Here is an 18350-nt window from a genome sequence, read left to right on the forward strand (position 1 = left end):
CAAGGCAAGGCTTATGGAAGATATTTATAGGTCAGAGATGGAGACATCTGACAGGAACAAGGCCATAGCCTATTACCTAAAATCCAAGGGCATATTTGACGAAGACCCAAGCGAGATTTTAGACCTATATATAAAATCATGTTCCATAGGCACAAATGTAGTAGACCTATCTCATTTCGGGGCAATCCTAGCTAACAAGGGCTACGGCCTATATGAAACCAAAGACCTAATCCCAGAATCAATTGTATCTATAATTGTAAGCCAAATGTCATCTTGTGGTATGTACGAAAATTCTGGCAAATACCTAATGAACGTAGGCATCCCATCAAAATCAGGAGTAAGTGGGGCGATTTTAGGCATAGTCCCAGGTTTATGTGGCATAGCAGTGTATTCCCCAAGACTCGATAAAACTGGAAACTCAGTAAGGGGCAAGGAATTACTTAAGATTCTTTCTTACGAATTGGATTTGAATATTTTTATAAGATAAGATTACAAATAATATGATCTAGAAAATTAATGTGTTTAAGAATTCTTCTGAAAAAATTTCTTTAATATTTGATTAACTTGAGGAGGCAGTGTGATAAAAATTAAAGAGTTTGGTAAGATATTAAAGAACATCAGATTAGTCAATAACCTCAGTCAAGAAGACGTGGAGTTTATAATAGGAATAAGTGCTAGGAGTCTTTCAAGGCTTGAAAATGGAAATATTAAAAACATTTCAGTTGATAATCTTATTGAACTTTCAAGTTTGTATGGTGAAGATTTACTTGATATATATTATAAAAATCTTTTTGAAACAGACTACCTCTATGAGGAAATATTAAATAAATTGGGAGTAGCAAGCATATTTATAGAAAAAAATGAAGCTGAAATCCTATCAAAGAAACTTTCTATAGTTGAAAATGATAATAAGTTAGTGAAGGGAAAAGAAAAAAACATTAAACTTTTAAGACTATTTTTAGATAGAATACAAAATAAGGAAGTTGATAAACACGTTTTTAAAGAAAGATACGAAGATATTATATCAAATATACACATTAAATCTAATGTGATCGATAGGAAATATTCTACTATAGAAATGAGAGCCTTAGTAAATATATGTAATGATTTTAAAGAGTATAAATCATTTAGCAATTACGAAATACTAGATAAATTATCTCAAAAGTGCAATAATAACATTGTACGTATGCTGATATACAATTCCATGATAAATAGACTCTATATAGACTATAGAAGCAATGAAGCTATGAGAATAATTACAAAAGCTATAAATGAAGCGACTATAAATAAAGATTTAGAAGCTTTATCTATGTTATATTATGATAAATTCATTTGTGAACATGACTTGGGAGATAAAACTTATAATGAATCAATAAATTATGCGAAAACGTGTGCTAAATTATCTGGCTTTGTTAGTTTAAATGAAACCATTGAACGAAAATATAACAGTTTGATACTAAAATGAATCATAAATTGAATAGAAATTTATGATATCATCTTCCCTGCCATCTGGCGAACTATTTGGTATTATCAATACAGATAATAATATTATTATACTTAAAAATTTGAGTTTCTTAGTCATTGTTTAATCCTTTCTTAATATCTTAGTAAAATTATATAATTATATAAAAAATTTGTACAGGACACATGTGTCCTGTACAAATTTATTTTTATACTTTACAATATAATTATAAATCGATTTATTACTTACTTTGTTTTGAAAGGATATAGAGTCCGTATAATTGTGTAAAAAGTAGAGATATTCTATATCTTTCTATTTTATATAGCTAAGATTATATAAAAATGTAAAACAAAATTTATAGTAACGATTATAAAGATTTATAGCATTTAAATTCTAATTATTTATTGGTTGGATGGATTATTTAAATATTATTATATCTTTATAATATTAGATGAGTATTTAATTTTGAGGAGTTATAAATGAAAATACTTAAGAAGATGATGATTGTCACAATGTGTTTACTTATGTTTTTATATGCCGGACCTATTAATGTAATGGCTAGCTCATCTGAAGATGTTAGTATTAGTGTAAATCAGCTTGAAACTGTTATTGATTTACTAAATGATACGCCTAATAGCTTGTTAGAAAATGATAAATTATTAAAAAAATATCATGAGAAAAATAATATTTACTTTTTTAAAGATAAAGAAGATGCAGATAATTTTATAGAATCCAGAGTAAGAGGTATAACCACTTATGGGTTTAAGGAAGATTTGAAATGTTCAGGCGCTATAGCACTCTTTATTGGTGGTGCAGGGGCTACCATTACAGGAATTAAGTCTTTGGTGAAAGCAGCTGGTGGTGTAAAGGCACTTGCGTATGCGTTGTTAACCTCCTATAAGACTGGTAAAGATCCTGATTTTATAAAAACTTCACCAACATTATGGGAAATGTTTGGAAAAGTAAGTGCTGCTATTTCAACAATAACAGGTTTAGATAATTGTGTGAGTAAAGCTTACTAAACTTCACAAATAATGGGTATTTTGTCTAATATGAAAATGAACACTAATGATCAAAAATATGATTTAATGTTAATCATAATTTTTATATTTATAATGGTTAACTCTATTTTTAATGCTGATAAAAAAGGGCTTTTATGGGCGATTACAGTAAGCTCATATTTAATATCAACTAAGCTATTAAAAACCAACAATACTAAACTTTTAGCTTATGAGTCAATATTATTTCTGATAGGATCAATAATACTATTTTTATCTACATTCACAGACTTAATAGGAGATATAAGTCCAGTTACTATTATTATCTATATTATGTTGTATCTTCCAGTTATTTTTTTAAAAATGAAATTGAAAGATAATAAAATAAATGATTAAAAGTAAAATGCAGGGGATGACCTGAACCCGTAAACACGAAATGATTTAATAATATTTTAAGCGGAATGTAACCTGTAGACAACAGGGACATTCCGCTTAATTTTGTTTTAATCCTATCTTAGTTGAACCATTTAATTTATAAATTTTCCTGGGAAATTATAGATTTCCTAGTATAATTATTTTTATATCATTTTTTTAAATCGATTTAATGTGACAAGAAAAATGGAGGGAAAATGAAAGCTATTCTTAATTTTTTAGGGATAAGGAAGAAGAGGCTCGCTTACTTTGGTCTTTTTATTCTGGCCCTTGTTTCAAATCTTCTTTTAATCTCAGCACCCCTAATCCAAAAGTCTTTGGTGAATAATTTGTTATCTGGTTCGATTTTGAAAACTGATATTTTCAAGTTTTTACTTGTGAGCTTTTCTATTGTAATCATAAGTTTCATTCAAATTTATATGCTAAATAGGATTAAGATTTTAGTTCAAAAGTCTATAAGTCTTGACCTTCTAGATTCTTTAACTATTGAGGAAAGCACGATAATAAGTGCCAGAGGCCCATCAGCTTTTTTATCATCGATTTTTGGAGATGCCGAACAGATTTCGACCAGACTTCTTGCCGATAATATGTTTTTTGGGATTATAAGCATAATAAGCTCGATAGTAATTTTATTTATATCTTATAGGTGGATGAAAATTTTTCCATTACTAATTCTTATTTCCTATGTCCTAGCAGGCCTTGGTCTTTTTATTTTACAAAAAAGAAGGTCAGTAAATTTTAAAATCTTAAGAGATGAGATAATGAAATTAAATCCTATTATGCTTGAAACAATCGAAAATAAAAATGCCTTAATGAACAATGGAAATTTCAACGAGAGGCGTAATCTTATAGAAGAAAAAATGGATGAAAGAGATGAAAGTTTCAAAAAAGTCTTGGTCTATGAAGAGATGTCTCGTGGTTTTATCGATACCATAAAACACATAGCTTTGATAGCATTTTTTATACTTGCTATGTTTGAGATAAATAAGAATAATCTTCAAATATCAAGCTTTATAGCCCTTAACTTTTATTTTGAAACTATCTTTATGCCCCTTTATTTTGCAAGAGCTTTTTACGACACAAAAACTAGCCTGAATATGTTTTATGAAAGAAATAAAACTTCTTATGAAGCCAAGTCAAAGCTAAATATCCCAAAAACAATTGACTATAAAATTGAAAATTTGGGTTTAAGGTACGATGATAGAGTTCTCCTTGATGGTCTTTCTATAAAGCTTGATAAGGTTTATGGGATTGTTGGCCTTTCTGGTGAAGGTAAGTCATCTCTTTTTAATCTTTTGTTAGGAAATGAAAAAGCGAGCCAAGGAATAGTTTTAGTTGGGGATAAAAACATCAGTGAATTAGATCTTAATATGAGGCTGGCACTTTTCAGGTACTATCCTCAAGAAAATGAAATTTTTGATGATGACCTTGATTATAACATCACCCTTGGCAAAAAAAGACTAAGAGAAAGTGAGTACAGGAAAAAAGAAAAAGAAATAAATGATTCACTCCTAAAAATCAGACAAGGTGATTTTGATGAAAACTATAAGCTAATCCTAAATACTCTAACAAGCTCGAAAAATCACGATTCGGATGATGAATTAAGAAGTCAACTTGTTAATAATCTTTCGAAAATGGATCAAAAAGGAATATCAGACCTTGCTTGTCTCATACTTTCTCATAATTTTTATATTGGCCAAGACTATGATATATTGATTGAAAAATTAAATCTTTCTCACCTAAAAGGCAGGAAGCTCGGTCAAAGAGGTAATAAAATATCCGGTGGAGAAAAGGAGAGGATTGCCCTTGCAAGGCTTTTATTAGTTAAAACAAGGGCAGCTTATCTCATAGACGAGCCTTTTAATAGTCTTGATTTAATCAGCGAAAAAGAAGCTTCTGGTATTTTAAAATCTTATCTTGAAAATGAAAAAGGACTGATAATTTCTCACAAAATCGACTTGCTAAATAAATTAACAGATGAAATTATTGTTATAAATAAGGGGAAAATTGAAGCTATTGGCAAGCACGAGAAACTTTTAAAAGATTCAGAAGTTTATAAAAAATTATACGAAGAATATCTAAAAAAATTCGAAAAAGAGTATAGATAAAGAAAAAATCTCGGCAAAAAAACCGAGATTTTTTTATACTCTCCTAAAAGACCTGACACTTAGGTATTCGTAGAAGTAGACTGCGAAAAATCCTAAATATAGGACTGAAAAGCCCATGAAGGCTGTGGTTGGGCCCTTTAGGTTAAATAAGATTGTTATTGCACTTAGGAAACTTGATGCTAAAAAGCCTCCGATGTTTGATCCTACAAAGATTAGGTTATTTACAATCCTTGATGAGGATGACCTGGTAACTCTCGCAACTTCTGCGAAAATATAAGGAAAACACAGACTTTGGGAGACGGCTGTAAGGGCCATGCCTACCATGTAAACATAAACATTTTGCCCAAAGACGCTTAGGAAAATATTTTTAAATATATAGATGAGAAGGCCAAGTAAAATAGTTTTTGACCTTAATTTTCTATTTATTTTGCCGAAGAAAAAACCTGTTGTCATGCCAAATATGGGTATAACCATGGTTAGCATATTGATGTTGGCGTTTGGACCCAGACCTTGTGTGGCTATTGTAGAAAACCTGATTGTGACAGCTGTGGTATCCATCAAAGACACACCAGCGAATACCATAAAAAAGATGGTTTGGAGGGTGATTTTAAATTTTTCCTCAGCTAGGGTTTTGGGATGGACAACATCCTCAACTGTGAGGTTGAAAAATATCAAAATCAAAAAGGCTAGGGTATAGGTTAGAAAAACGTAGTGCCAGGATATTTTTAGGATAAGGCCAGCTATAAATAAGAGCAACATTAAGCCTATATATTCGCAAGAATTTCTAATTCCGTGGAGGCTTGCAGCTTCATCTCCCTTGTAAAAAATATTTATAAGGCTGGCTGCGTGGCCATTATAAAGTCCTACTCCAAAGCCTAATATAAGTCTAGAAATAAAAATGCTTATGTAGGTCCTTGAAATAAGGGGCAAAAAGGCAGAAGATCCAACTAAAAAAAGCCCCAGGCTAACACATTTTTTTATGCCAATCTTTTGGCTAATCGGTTCGCTTAAAAGAATGGCGATGATGGTTGTGATGGATGGAAGGCTTACCAAAAATTCTGCTTGGGCAAGAGAAATGCCGAGTTCATCTTTAATAAAAATAAGACCACCACTTATGATTGCATTTACGGCCAAAATGATGGAAACAGATAAGATTCCCGGTTTTCTGAGCCAATGTTTGTTGGAAATTTCCATTTTTCACCTCCCTTGTTAACTACCCTTATAATACCACCTAAAAATCTTTATAGCTAGATAAGGGAAATTATTCACAAAGAAATAGACCCAAGTTATTTGGGTCTAAGTCTTATCTTGCGTCTACATCTTCATACTGGCTATCTTCGTCAAATTTTTTTGCCACATAGGAGCAAGTAGGGTAGATTTTTTTCTTTTCAGATCTTGCAAAGCCTACGACTTCGTCCATAAGTTTTCCTGCAAGACCCTTCCCACCATAGGCCTTATCGACTTCTGTGTGGTAGATGTCAATTATTCCGTCCTTTATTTTGTATTCGCAAAGACCGATTATTTTATCATCTTCAATCGCTTCTGCTCTGGATTTTTCTTTATTTATTTTAATCATTATATCACCTCAGTAAATTAATACCCAATTATAGATTAAGATGGTAAAATTTTATAAATTGTGGTAAATTAATATAAATGAAAAAAATTAACAGTGGAGAATTTTATGAAAAGAGAATATAGATTTTCGTCTATACTTTGGATAATGATTATAGTTGGGCTTACAAATTACCTTTTGATTAAGCTAATGTCTGCCATTGGTGGAGATAATTTCATCGTAGATATTTTAGGAGATTTACTTACAGGAATAATTTCCTTTGTATTTGTTTACTCTATATCAAGTGGTCTTATTAGAAATAGGATGGGTTCAGTAGGAGACTACCTAAACCAAGTAAATTACATAAATATGAAGGTCCTCACAGTAGGATTTTTAATAACAATAGCAAATTCTATTTGCCAGTATATCTTTACTGCAAGTGGAGCCGCTAGTGTATTTCAAGCTGTGGCAAACCCAAGCAATAAGGCGGTTTTTGCCATAGGTACCCTTATACTACCTATTGTTTTATTAATAATATTTATAGTTATTGCTATGTTTTTCGCCTATTCAAACTTTTATCTAGCAGATCATTATGATACAGAAGATGGGGTTATGGAAATAATTGGCAAGATTTTTGGTCAAGGCAAGAGGCTTTTCAAGAAAACTTTGATTTTAGGATTAAAGTTTACAGGCCTTCCTATATTGTTGTTTATTATATTTATTTTCTTGCTTGTAACATTAAAGGATGAACTAGTTGCAATTGGCTTACTTGCTTTTTTCATCTTAGCCTTTGCTATTACAATTTTAATAACAACTATTGTATTGATGGCTAGACTATCTGATGTCTACTTAGACGATAAAATCGCAATTGAACAATAATTTTTACTGGTCCTTGTGGCCAGTATTTTTTTAGCTATATTTTTTAATTAGTTAATAATATTTTATACATCCTATGCAAAATTTGTTATACTGTAATTATAGAGGATAGGTAGGGAGTTTATAAATCTAATGAATATGAAAACGTTTTATTTATAAAAATATTCATTGTACTTACTACTTATCAATAATAAGGAGGGTTTATGAAAAAATCTAAACTGTTGGCGCTGATGCTAATTGCAGGGCTTTCTCTAACAGCTTGCCAAAATGAGGCTCGTAAAAAACAAGAGCCTAAGGAAGAAGCAAAAGTAGAAGAAAAGTCCGAAGAAAGTAAGGAAGAAACAAAGGAAGAAGCGAAGGAAGTTTCTCACGCAGACCTAAAATTTAAGCCGGGTACATACGAGGGAGAAGCAAATGGCTACAACGGCCCAATGAAGGTATCTGTAAAGTTTGGGGAAGATAAGATTGAGGATATCCAAGTTGTAGAAAATGTTGAAACAGACCACGTTGGTACACCTGCCTTGGATGTCATTAAAGCAGATGTTATAGGTGCAAATGGTACGGGAGTTGAAAATGTATCTGGAGCTACTATTTCATCAGCAGCTCTAAAATCAGCTATCAACAAGGCAGCAGAAGCTGCAGAAGTTTCAGACCTAGAAGCCTTCAAGAAAAACAATATTGAAGTAAAGCCACAAGAAGCTATCGAAGAAACCTATGATGTAGTAGTTGTAGGTGCTGGTGGAGCAGGTGTATCTGCGGCAGTAGAGGCAGCACAGGCTGGCAACAAGGTTGCCCTAGTTGAAAAGAACGTTGAAATCGGTGGAAATACTCTTGTATCTGGTGGTCAATACCAATCTGTTATGCCATATTTAGTTTGGGATAAGGACAATCCTGATGCTACAGAAGGCGAACACAATGGCGAAAAATTTGCCAAAGTAAAATCAGATAACGGTAGGATTCATACCCTAGAAACAATTTACAACTGGTCAGAAGAACCATTTAACGAAAAACTTGACAAAGACGAAGAATTTGTCATAGGTGATATCGAAGCCCTTTCAAAAAGAGGAGTTCACAAGGAATACCTACCAGTATTGAAGGCCTTAAAAGAAGAAATAAAAGCTTATTTAGATTGGGCAAAACCACAACTTGAAGCTGGTAAACAAGAAACAGACCTAACCCTATTTTCAACTATAAACCTCCACATTTTCCAAACCTACTACGGTGGAATTAGACCAAACTTCGAAAGAACAGCTTGGGTTTATGGAGATGAAGGACTAGTTAGCCAATTTATAAAAGAAGGCCAAGAAATCAAGCCATGGCTAAATGAAATGGGATCAAAATTTGACGATTCAACCCAAAGAACCCTAATCGGTTGCTTGTGGCAAAGAGAAAACCAATTCATAGGTTCAGAAATAGATGGCAAGATGGAAGAAGGTAGGTGGGCAACTTACTTTAGGGCACCTATCCATAAATTTGAAGAATTAAATAAAGAAAATAAAATTTATAGAAGGGCAGACGCTAAAAAACTCATAGAAGAAAATGACAAGGTGGTAGGAGTAGAAGGAGAACTTTTTGACGGAACACCTTTCACTTTGAAAGCAAATAAGGGCCTAATCCTTGCAACTGGTGGTTATGCTGCAAATATAGAGATGGTAAAGAAAACCAACGAATATTGGGATCCAGAAGCTCTAGAGGGAGCCCTAAAAACAACAAATAGAAATTCCCTAATGGGTGATGGTATAAAAATGGCAGAAGAAGTAGGAGCAGCTACCACAGGTGAAGGCTTCACTCAAATGATGCCAATTTCTTGGATCCAAGATGGCAACCTTGCCTTTGGCGGTGGAGAAGATGTAATTTATATTTCACCAAAAACTGGCAAGAGATATGTAGATGAATCTGCAGAACGTGACGTACTTGCAAGTGGTGCCTTCAAAAATGGTATAGAAATAAATGGAACCAAGGGTGTCTTTGTAGAAGTGGGCAATGTTGAAAGTCCAATCCCTGGCCCATACCCATACAAGGATGAAGATGTCCACTTAAGACAATATGTAAGAGAAATCAGCCAGCTTGACGACTTATTCAAGGAACTAAAGATAGACCTTACTGGCAAACAAATCGAAGATGCCATCAAGGAATATGACTTTTATGTAATGGGCAAAACCGATAAGCTAGAAGTTTCCAAAGAATCTTATAGGTCTTTAATAGGCCAAGCTGAAAAAGATGCCAATGGCAAATATAAACCAGAAACTTATAAGATTGGTAAAATCAGAGTAAGGTTCTTAGCTCCTTCAACCCACCACACCATGGGCGGACTTAAAGTTGATGAGAAAAGGAGAGTCCTAAATAAGGAAGACAAACCAATTGCAGGTCTATATGCAGCTGGAGAAGTTACTGGTGGTATCCACGGTGGTAACAGGCTTGGTGGTAATGCTATTACAGAAATAATCGCATCAGGCAGGACTGCAGCAAAGACAGTCGAAGAAGACAATAAATAAAAGATTTAAAATGTACTGGACTTAGGTCCGGTACATTTTTTCTGTGGCAAATTAAACATTCCAAGAAATAAGACTCTGCTTTTAGAAATAGGTAAAATTTCCACTAAAATTCCCAAAAAAAAGAGGTATATTTCTTATAATGAGAAAAAGTTAGGGGTTGTTGTATGGATAAAAATTTTGAAAAATATTCTGTAGTCCTTGATGGGGTTTCTAAATCTTTTGGTGATGAGGAAGTCCTAAAATCGGTTGATTTGGAACTTGAAAAGGGAAAGTTTTACACTCTTTTAGGCCCTTCTGGTTGTGGCAAGACTACAATTTTAAATTTAATAGCTGGATTTTTGGAGCCTAGCAAGGGCACTGTCTACATAAATGGGAAAAATGTTGGTGATGTGCCAGCAAGCAAGAGGACTGTAAATACAGTTTTTCAAAATTATTCTCTCTTTCCCCACATGAATGTTTACGATAACGTAGCATTTGGCTTGGAAATTAAAAAAATTGACAAGGCTATAATCAAAAAAGAAGTTGAAAAGGCTCTTGAAATGGTAAATCTAGCTGGTTTTGAAAGGCGTGAGGTAAGTCAAATGTCAGGGGGTCAAAAGCAAAGGGTGGCTATAGCTCGTGCTATAGTAAATAAACCAGATGTGCTTTTGCTTGATGAACCCCTTTCTGCCCTTGATATGAAATTAAGAAAATCTATGCAAGTATTGCTAAGTGATATCCAGTGGGAACTTGGGATTACCTTTGTTTTTGTAACCCACGACCAGGAAGAGGCCCTTGCTCTATCTGATCATATTTTTGTCATGGATAAGGGAAAAATTGTCCAACAAGGTCCTCCAAAGGATATTTACGATGAGCCAATTAACCGTTATGTAGCGGAATTTATTGGTGAATCAAACATCCTAAAGGCGAGGATGGTGGATGACTACAAGGTAGAATTTGCTGGCAAGGTTTTTGATTGTTCTGATGCTGGTATTGCCAAGGGCGAGAGGGTAGAAGTTGTTATTAGGCCTGAAGATATAGAGGTCGTCCCTCTTGATCAGGCAGATATTGTGGTAAATATTGACAATATTCTTTTTCGTGGAGTCTTTAACGAATTGATTGCTATAGACAAGATGGAATTTTCTTGGAAAATCCATACAACTAGGCGTTTTGAAGAAGGCGATGACATAGGAATCAAGATTGATGCTGAAAATATCCATGTTATGCGCTACAACGAAACCGAAGAGGCCTTTGATAAGAGGATTGAAAAATACGCAACTGGAGAGAGTGATGACTAAAAAATACCAAAAATTAACCTTTATATACTATATTTGGATTTTGGTTTTTATCATAGCTCCAATTTTGCTTTTGCTCTACCAGTCATTTTTTGATATTTATGGGAATTTCACTTTTGATAATTACATAGCATATTTTACCAGCAAAAACTATATAATTATGACTCTAAATTCCTTTTTGACAGCCTTTTTAATCACATCCTTCACCCTCTTGTGGGCTTATCCTTTTTCATATTTTTTGACCAAGGCCAAGCACAAGGATTTGATTTTGCTTTTGGTAATTTTGCCAACTTGGATAAACCTAGTCCTTAAAGCCTATGCTTTTATAGGACTTTTTAACAAAAATGGAACCATAGTTGGACTTTTGGGTCTGGCAAGCCAAGGGTTTTTGTTTACAAATCCAGCCTTCATCCTAGTGGCATCCTATGTGGAACTTCCCTTTATGATTTTGCCGATTTTTAGGTCCATAGATACCATTCCAAAGGAATATATAATCGCGAGCGAAGACCTTGGGGCAAGCAAGTTTCAAACCTTTAGGAAAATTATCCTGCCCTTATCAATGGATGGTGTAATAGCTGGTTTTCAGGCGGTTTTCATCCCTTCCTTATCCTTGTTTTTGATTACAAGGATAATTGGAGGCAACAAGATAATTACCCTAGGTACAGCTGTAGAACAACACTATCTGGTAACTCAAAACTGGGGTATGGGTTCAACTATAGGTCTTGTTCTAATAGTAATTATGTTCGCAGTGATTTCGTTTTTAAACAAAAAGGGGGAAGTGAATGGAAAATAAATCGACTAAATTTTCTCGAATATTTTTGATTTTTGTATTTATAATCATGTATCTTCCTCTGGGCTATTTGATATTTTATTCCTTCAATAGTGGAGGAAACATGGACGCCTTTGAGTCCTTCACCTTGGAACATTATTGGGAAGTTTTTTCTGACAAAAGACTAATCAATATAGTTTTAAATACCCTAATTTTAGCCTTGTTGTCATCCTTAATTGCAAGTGTAGTTGGGACTTTGGGTGCGATTTCGATTTACTATACGAAAAATAAAAAAATCAAGAAAAGAATTTTAGGTTTGAATTCTGTTTTGATGGTCCTTCCAGACATAATGATGGGAGCGAGTTTCTTGATTTTGTTTAGTATTTTATTAAAAATCCCCATGGGATTTTTCTCAGTCCTTCTTGCCCACATAGCCTTTTCAATTCCCATAGTTGTCCTAATGGTTTTGCCAAGGCTTTATGCCCTAAATGACGATATGATAAGGGCAGCTGAAGACTTGGGCGCCAGTGACATGATGATTTTAAATAAGATAATTTTACCTAATATAGGAAGTGGGATTTTTGCTGGATTTTTTATGGCGCTAACTTATTCACTTGATGATTTCGCTGTAACATTTTTTGTAACTGGCTCAGGATTTTCCACCCTTTCAATAGAGATTTACTCTAGGGTTAGAACAGGAATTTCCCTTGAAATCAACGCCCTATCAGCTATAATTTTTGCTATTTCCTTAGTTATGGTAATTATCTATTATATAATCGAAAGAAGGGAGACAAAGAAATATGAACAAGGTTTATAAATTTATTTTAGGAATTTTAGGCCTAACCCTTCTCCTAGTTTTTTTCAAAGAAAGATTAAATGTGACCTCCACAGGTTCGAGCGATAAGGATATATACTTTTACAATTGGGGAGACTATGTTGATCCACAAATCCTTAGAGATTTTGAAAAGGAAACTGGCTATAGGATAGTCTATGAAACCTTTGATTCTAATGAGGCTATGATGGCTAAAATCGAGCAAGGCAAGACCCACTATGACCTAGCCTTTCCTTCAGAATATACAGTTGAGATGATGAAGGAAAAAGGGCTTTTGGAAAAGCTTGACCATTCTAAAATTAAAGGGCTTGATAATATTGATGAAAGGTTTCTAGACCAGATTTATGACCCTGGTAATGAATATTCAGTACCATATTTTTGGGGGACTTTTGGAATAATTTACAATACCGAAAAATATAAGGCAAAAGATGTTGACTCATGGGCCAAACTTTGGGATCCTAAGTTTAAGGGAGAGATTCTTTCCTTTGATGGGGCGAGAGAAACCCTCGGCATTGGTTTGTTAAAAAATGGCTATGATATAAATGAAAAGGATGAAAAAATCCTAAGAAAGGTTAAAAATGACCTGGTGCCTTTTATGGCAAATGTTAAAGCTCTCCTTGCTGATGAAATAAGGATGTATATGGCCCAGGGTGAGGCCGATATAGGAATAACTTTTTCTGGCGAAGCAGCCAAGGCAGAGGTTTTAAACGATAAGCTTGCCTATATTATCCCTAAAGAAGGGTCAAACATTTGGTTTGATACCATGGTTATACCAAAAACCAGCAAAAACAAAGAGGGAGCTTATGCCCTAATTTCTTACCTTTTAAGGCCTGAAGTTGCAGCTAAAAACGCAGATTATATTCATTATGCAACTCCAAATAAAAAAGCTATGAAATTGGTAAAACCTGATCCAAAGATAGATAAGACTCTATATCCAGATGATGATATTATTGACAAATTAACAGTTTTTAAAGATTTGGGCAAGCAAACAACTATTTTATACAATGATTTGTATTTGGACCTCAAAATCTCACCTCATGCAGAGGAATAAAACTAAAGACGTTGTTTAAATTTCATTATAATCAAATGGATAGCCTAAAGGCGTAGAGGGTATCCATTTTATGGTTTGCTAAAAGTAAGGAGATGATATAAATGCAAAACATGGTTGAAATAGAATTAAATAATAAAGAAGATTTTGCAATTTATATAAATAAAGTCTTTAAATATGTTAAAAAAATTGAATATGTTATTTTAGAATTTGATAATAAGGCTAATAAAAAGATCTTAAATTATATGAAAGATAATAATATCGAAGCAAAGAAAGTTAAATCGTGGAATGGTACAACAACTAGTTCTAAAAACAATTTACTTTATAGATTTGATGCAAGTCCCGTATTCAAGGAATTATTACTTAGGTTTGATAATTTTTTTACAATTAAAAAAAATGAAATTTCAAAAAATATTTACTCTTGTTCTATAGAAGAAACGAACTGGGGACAGTCTGATATTGCCTTTTATGATAATAAAAATAAAGTTATTTCCTTTGTCATTGCTCATGAAGGAGATGTTTTGGTAAGTGAAGAATATATCAACCAGTTTGAATCTTTTAGATTGGATGATAGAAAAACATATTTTTATGGACTGGGTTAAATAAACAAGCATCTAGGCAACTGGGTGCTTTTTTCATACCAAAAAGGACCTGCTAGTATTAATATTTTATAAGTCAAGAGATAAGGCTAAAAATGGGGAGAAGATAGCTTAATCACTTTATATAATAAAATTAATGGGTATAAATAAGAAATGAGAGGAGATTGGTATGACAGACATAATTAAACAATCAATTTTAGAAAATGAAGAAAAAATGATTGCTGACAGGAGATATATGCATGAAAATCCCGAGCTATCTATGAAGGAAGTGAAAACCACAGCTTTTATAAAAAAAGAACTTGAGGCTATGGGTTTTAATCCTGTAGAAATCGACCCGACAGGTCTAATGGTTGAAATAAATCCAGAAAGTAAGGGCAAGACTGTACTTTTAAGGGCAGATATAGACGCACTTCCAATCAAGGAAACAAACGATTTTGATTATAAAAGCCAAGTAGAAGGGATAAGCCACGCTTGTGGCCACGATATCCACGCAGCAATGCTTTTAAACGCAATAAAGGCACTTTTAAAGGTAAAAGATGAATTATATGGAAGGGTTAGGATAATTTTCCAACCAGGAGAAGAAACAGGCGAAGGTGGTAGGGCTGTAGTAAGTGGGGGCTACACAAAAGGAGTAGATACAGGTTTTGCCATCCATATCCACACAGCTTGGGACTTAGGGAAGGCTGCAACAGGATATGGTGAGGTCATGGCAAACAACACCTTCTTTACAGTTCAATTTAAGGGAACATCTGCCCACTCATCTACACCTTACCAAGGAAATGATGCCATGCTTATGCTTGCCAATTTCATAAATGTAGCCTACGCTATCCAGGCTAGAAAAATAGACAATGTCTTCCATCCAGTTGTACTTAATTTGGGAGTTGTAGAAGGTGGGTCAGCAGCAAATGCAGTAGCAGCTGACATAAAACTTGAAGGATCCTTTAGGTCTTTTTCTAATGAATCAGTAGACTTTATGGTGAAGGAACTTGAAAAAGCGGCCAAACTTTCTGCAGAAATCTACGGAGGAAGAGTAGAGTTTGATTACCACATGGGAGCAGGTGCTGTAATCAACGAAGAAAAATCAACTGACCTTTCAGTAAAAATAGCTAAAGAAATATTTGGCGAAGAAAATGTTTCAACTGACCTAAAACTCGCTGGGTCTGAGGACTTTGGGTTTTACCTATCTGGTTACAAGGATGTGCCAGGAATCAAGGGCACTTATATGTTTATAGGTGGCAGGGACCCAGAAAACAAGGCAACCTACCCACAAAACCACGCTACAGACTTTAATCCAGATGAAAGAGCAATGAAATATGGGGCAGAGCTTTTAGCACGCTATGCCTACGATTATCTTAAGAAATAAATATGGGAAAATCTATAAAAGAGGTAAGGTATTAGTAAGATTTTAGATTTCCTAAGGAGCTTTGATGAAAATAATTATTTTGGGAGCCGGCAAAGTCGGCTCTTTTGTGACAAAAGACCTCTCCAAAGAGGGGCACGATATAGTTGTAATTGACAGAAATAAGGAAGTTTTAGAAGAGCTTTTAGCGACCAATGATGTAATGGGACTTGTTGGAGACGGTCGTGATGTAGAGGCCCTAGTTGAGGCAGGAGCTAGGGATTGCGACCTTTTTATAGCCATAAGCCAGTCTGATGATGTAAACCTAATCGCATCTACCTTTGCCAAAAATTTGGGAGCCAAAAATATTATCATAAGGCTAAGAGAACCACGTTATGTCAAGCATAGGAGATTTATAGGTAAGGTTACCCATGCCATGTCCATTGTTAACCCAGAATACATAGCAGCCAAGGACCTACAGAGGAGTCTTAAATATTCCCACGCCCTCAATGTTGAATCCTTCTTCAAAGATAGGGCGATAATGATGGAGCTAGTTATAGATGAGGGCTCAGACCTTGATGGCAGAAAACTTTCTGATTTAAGAACCTATTCGGAAAATTACCACACTCTTATAGGAATTATTAATTCGGGTGGAGATGTTAATATTCCCCACGGTGATGATATCCTAAAAGCTGGGGACAAGATTTATGTAATAGGTGCAAAGGAAGCTGTGGATAGTTTTTATAGGCACGAACAAAAGGGTGCCTACGACATAGAAAAAATCTTGGTAATAGGAGCCGGAAATATTTCTAAATACCTAGTTGGCCTTTTAATCGAAAGAGGATTTAAGGTGACTGTTGTAGAGATTGATAGGAATAAAGCAGAAGACATAAGTGAAATGCACGAAGCTGCAGTTGTAATAAACGCTGATGGTACAAGTCCAGAGGTCCTTGAGGAACTAAGGCTAAATCATTTTGATGCCCTCCTTGCCCTAACAGGTATAGATGAGGAAAATATTTTGATTTCCCTCCTTGCCCAAAAATCTGGACTTGAAAAGGTAATTGCCAAGGTAAATAGGACCAAACTTTTAAAAATGACAGGCATTCTTGATAATGACACCACTTTTGCTCCAAAAATGGCAGCATCTGACGTTATTAACAGGCTGGTAAGGAGCAAGGTAAATGCCAGAGGCAAGTCAATTTCATCTCTTTATAGGCTAGAAGGTGGAGAGGTTGAGGTAATAGAATTCAAGGCTATTGACCATTCTAAAATCCTAGATACACCTCTAAAAGACCTAAGGATAAGAGACGATAGCTTGGTATTAGCCATAGACCACGGTCAGGTAGAAATAGAAATCCCAAATGGTTCATCAAAGATAAATCTAGGCGATTCTGTACTTGTAGCTACAACCAACCAAAGTTTTAAGGTTATAGACGATATATTGGAGTAAGTATGAATATTAAGACAATAAATTATCTTTTGGGCAGGCTCCTCCAAGTCTTGGCCCTACTTATGTTGGTCCCACTTTTGGTTGCCTTTATCTACCAAGAAGGATTTAAGGATAAGTTATACTTTATTTTGCCGATATTAATTTCCGGTTTAGGTGGAAGCCTACTTGTAAAATTAGGTGATGAACAAGGCCATATTTACACAAGGGAAGCTCTTTTTACTACAGCGGCATGTTGGGTAATATTTTCTATAATTGGGGCCATTCCCCTCTACCTTACACCGACAAATTATCACACCTTCCTAGATGCTTTTTTTGAGATGGCAAGTGGTTTTACAACTTGTGGAGCATCCGTAGCTAACGATGTTGAATTATTGCCTCATTCAATTATTATGTGGAGGTCCCTATCTCACCTTATTGGAGGTATGGGAATCTTGGTATTCACTTTGGCGATTTTACCAAAATCAAATAAAGAATCATCAAACCTCCTTCAGGCAGAAATGCCAGGCCCTTCTTTTGGCAAACTTACACCAAAACTTGGAAAAACTGCCAGAGTCTTATACATAATTTATTTGGTAATGACCCTTATAACAGTTATATTTTTAATGTTTGGTGGAATGAATTTGTTTGACGCAATAATTTATGCCATGGGAGCAGCAGGAACTGGAGGATTCGCCAATAAGGGTTTGTCAGTAGCCTACTATAATTCAAGATATATTGAACTAGTCCTTTCTGTTGCAATGATCTTATTTGGAGTCAACTTCAACCTTTATTATTACGCCCTAATTAGGTCAGCAAGAGAAGGTTTTAAATCTGAAGAACTATATTGGTACTTAGGAATAATTGCAATCGCAACAGGTCTGATATTCTTTAATATCAGAGGCTATTATGACGATTTAGCCTATACAGGAATCCAATCCCTATTTACGGTTGCATCAATAATGACAACCACAGGTTATGTTTCGGCAGATTATGGGTCCTGGCCGATGTTTTCAAGAAACATCCTCATCTTATTGATGTTTATAGGGGCTTCCGCAGGATCTACTGCGGGTGGTTTTAAGGTATCAAGATGTTTAATCTTATTCAAAGCTACAATTAACCACATAAAAAAAGTTATTA

At 34.4% G+C, this 18350-nt stretch carries 17 protein-coding genes; 14 read left to right on the forward strand and 3 right to left on the reverse strand.

What is annotated here, in order from left to right; all coding sequences use genetic code 11:
• Together RQ907_RS03160 and RQ907_RS03165 are read left to right on the forward strand one after the other, a co-directional pair.
• The coding region (locus RQ907_RS03160; protein WP_311491958.1) for a glutaminase at positions 1 to 487 on the forward strand (487 nt) is incomplete at its 5' end.
• Between the two features lie 90 nt (positions 488 to 577).
• Entirely contained in the window at positions 578 to 1465 is an 888-nt protein-coding gene (locus RQ907_RS03165) for a helix-turn-helix transcriptional regulator (protein ID WP_311491959.1), read from the forward strand.
• Here the strand turns inward: RQ907_RS03165 and RQ907_RS03170 are convergent.
• A complete protein-coding gene (locus RQ907_RS03170; protein ID WP_311491960.1) occupies positions 1457 to 1582 on the reverse strand; it encodes a hypothetical protein in 126 nt (41 codons plus the stop codon). The genes RQ907_RS03165 and RQ907_RS03170 overlap by 9 nt on opposite strands.
• Positions 1583 to 1941: 359 nt before the next feature.
• Between RQ907_RS03170 and RQ907_RS03175 the strand changes: the two genes are divergently transcribed.
• Both RQ907_RS03175 and RQ907_RS03180 read left to right on the forward strand, forming a co-directional pair.
• Positions 1942 to 2484, forward strand: coding sequence for a hypothetical protein (locus RQ907_RS03175; protein WP_311491961.1), 543 nt, complete (start codon positions 1942 to 1944; stop codon positions 2482 to 2484).
• 605 nt (positions 2485 to 3089) lie between these two features.
• Entirely contained in the window at positions 3090 to 5000 is a 1911-nt protein-coding gene (locus tag RQ907_RS03180; protein ID WP_311491962.1) for an ABC transporter ATP-binding protein, read from the forward strand.
• Positions 5001 to 5033: 33 nt separating this feature from the next.
• On the opposite strand, the gene RQ907_RS03185 is transcribed toward RQ907_RS03180, so the two are convergent.
• Both RQ907_RS03185 and RQ907_RS03190 read right to left on the reverse strand, forming a co-directional pair.
• Complete coding sequence (locus RQ907_RS03185; RefSeq protein WP_311491963.1) at positions 5034 to 6194, reverse strand: MFS transporter; 1161 nt, start codon at positions 6192 to 6194, stop codon at positions 5034 to 5036.
• Between the two features lie 109 nt (positions 6195 to 6303).
• The gene (locus RQ907_RS03190; RefSeq protein ID WP_311491964.1) at positions 6304 to 6576 is read right to left on the reverse strand and encodes a GNAT family N-acetyltransferase; all 273 of its coding nucleotides are present in this window, start codon (positions 6574 to 6576) and stop codon (positions 6304 to 6306) included.
• A gap of 105 nt (positions 6577 to 6681) precedes the next feature.
• Between RQ907_RS03190 and RQ907_RS03195 the strand changes: the two genes are divergently transcribed.
• The 10 genes from RQ907_RS03195 to RQ907_RS03240 all read left to right on the forward strand — a co-directional run.
• Positions 6682 to 7431, forward strand: coding sequence for a hypothetical protein (locus RQ907_RS03195; RefSeq protein WP_311491965.1), 750 nt, complete (start codon positions 6682 to 6684; stop codon positions 7429 to 7431).
• A gap of 200 nt (positions 7432 to 7631) precedes the next feature.
• On the forward strand, positions 7632 to 9923 hold the full coding sequence (locus RQ907_RS03200) for an FAD-dependent oxidoreductase (protein WP_311491966.1): 2292 nt from the start codon (positions 7632 to 7634) through the stop codon (positions 9921 to 9923).
• Positions 9924 to 10087: 164 nt separating this feature from the next.
• A complete protein-coding gene (locus tag RQ907_RS03205; protein ID WP_311491967.1) occupies positions 10088 to 11200 on the forward strand; it encodes an ABC transporter ATP-binding protein in 1113 nt (370 codons plus the stop codon).
• Entirely contained in the window at positions 11193 to 11990 is a 798-nt protein-coding gene (locus RQ907_RS03210) for an ABC transporter permease (protein WP_311491968.1), read from the forward strand. Before RQ907_RS03205 ends, RQ907_RS03210 begins: the two co-directional genes overlap by 8 nt.
• Positions 11980 to 12783, forward strand: a complete 804-nt coding sequence (locus tag RQ907_RS03215) for an ABC transporter permease (protein WP_311491969.1) — start codon at positions 11980 to 11982, stop codon at positions 12781 to 12783. The genes RQ907_RS03210 and RQ907_RS03215 overlap by 11 nt, the downstream gene beginning before the upstream one ends.
• Positions 12767 to 13849 (forward strand): spermidine/putrescine ABC transporter substrate-binding protein, encoded by a 1083-nt coding sequence (locus tag RQ907_RS03220; protein WP_311491970.1) that lies wholly within the window; start codon positions 12767 to 12769, stop codon positions 13847 to 13849. Before RQ907_RS03215 ends, RQ907_RS03220 begins: the two co-directional genes overlap by 17 nt.
• Before the next feature lie 101 nt (positions 13850 to 13950).
• Complete coding sequence (locus tag RQ907_RS03225; protein ID WP_311491971.1) at positions 13951 to 14448, forward strand: hypothetical protein; 498 nt, start codon at positions 13951 to 13953, stop codon at positions 14446 to 14448.
• Positions 14449 to 14614: 166 nt separating this feature from the next.
• Positions 14615 to 15808 carry an amidohydrolase gene (locus tag RQ907_RS03230; protein WP_311491972.1) on the forward strand — a complete coding sequence of 398 codons (1194 nt, stop codon included), beginning with the start codon at positions 14615 to 14617 and terminating at the stop codon, positions 15806 to 15808.
• A gap of 64 nt (positions 15809 to 15872) precedes the next feature.
• Positions 15873 to 17234 (forward strand): Trk system potassium transporter TrkA, encoded by a 1362-nt coding sequence (gene trkA / locus RQ907_RS03235; protein WP_311491973.1) that lies wholly within the window; start codon positions 15873 to 15875, stop codon positions 17232 to 17234.
• 2 nt (positions 17235 to 17236) lie between these two features.
• The coding region (locus tag RQ907_RS03240; protein ID WP_311491974.1) for a TrkH family potassium uptake protein at positions 17237 to 18350 on the forward strand (1114 nt) is incomplete at its 3' end.

Origin of the sequence: uncultured Anaerococcus sp., assembly GCF_963510575.1 — a bacterium.
GTDB lineage: Bacteria > Bacillota > Clostridia > Tissierellales > Peptoniphilaceae > Anaerococcus.

Bases quoted from the DNA above. Each gene is read 5' to 3' on its own strand.
- RQ907_RS03170 (WP_311491960.1), bottom strand. From the start codon at position 1,582: ATGACTAAGAAACTCAAATTTTTAAGTATAATAATATTATTATCTGTA.
- RQ907_RS03175 (WP_311491961.1), top strand. From the start codon at position 1,942: ATGAAAATACTTAAGAAGATGATGATTGTCACAATGTGTTTACTTATG.
- RQ907_RS03180 (WP_311491962.1), top strand. From the start codon at position 3,090: ATGAAAGCTATTCTTAATTTTTTAGGGATAAGGAAGAAGAGGCTCGCT.
- RQ907_RS03185 (WP_311491963.1), bottom strand. From the start codon at position 6,194: ATGGAAATTTCCAACAAACATTGGCTCAGAAAACCGGGAATCTTATCT.
- RQ907_RS03190 (WP_311491964.1), bottom strand. From the start codon at position 6,576: ATGATTAAAATAAATAAAGAAAAATCCAGAGCAGAAGCGATTGAAGAT.
- RQ907_RS03195 (WP_311491965.1), top strand. From the start codon at position 6,682: ATGAAAAGAGAATATAGATTTTCGTCTATACTTTGGATAATGATTATA.
- RQ907_RS03200 (WP_311491966.1), top strand. From the start codon at position 7,632: ATGAAAAAATCTAAACTGTTGGCGCTGATGCTAATTGCAGGGCTTTCT.
- RQ907_RS03205 (WP_311491967.1), top strand. From the start codon at position 10,088: ATGGATAAAAATTTTGAAAAATATTCTGTAGTCCTTGATGGGGTTTCT.
- RQ907_RS03210 (WP_311491968.1), top strand. From the start codon at position 11,193: ATGACTAAAAAATACCAAAAATTAACCTTTATATACTATATTTGGATT.
- RQ907_RS03215 (WP_311491969.1), top strand. From the start codon at position 11,980: ATGGAAAATAAATCGACTAAATTTTCTCGAATATTTTTGATTTTTGTA.
- RQ907_RS03220 (WP_311491970.1), top strand. From the start codon at position 12,767: ATGAACAAGGTTTATAAATTTATTTTAGGAATTTTAGGCCTAACCCTT.
- RQ907_RS03225 (WP_311491971.1), top strand. From the start codon at position 13,951: ATGCAAAACATGGTTGAAATAGAATTAAATAATAAAGAAGATTTTGCA.
- RQ907_RS03230 (WP_311491972.1), top strand. From the start codon at position 14,615: ATGACAGACATAATTAAACAATCAATTTTAGAAAATGAAGAAAAAATG.
- trkA (WP_311491973.1), top strand. From the start codon at position 15,873: ATGAAAATAATTATTTTGGGAGCCGGCAAAGTCGGCTCTTTTGTGACA.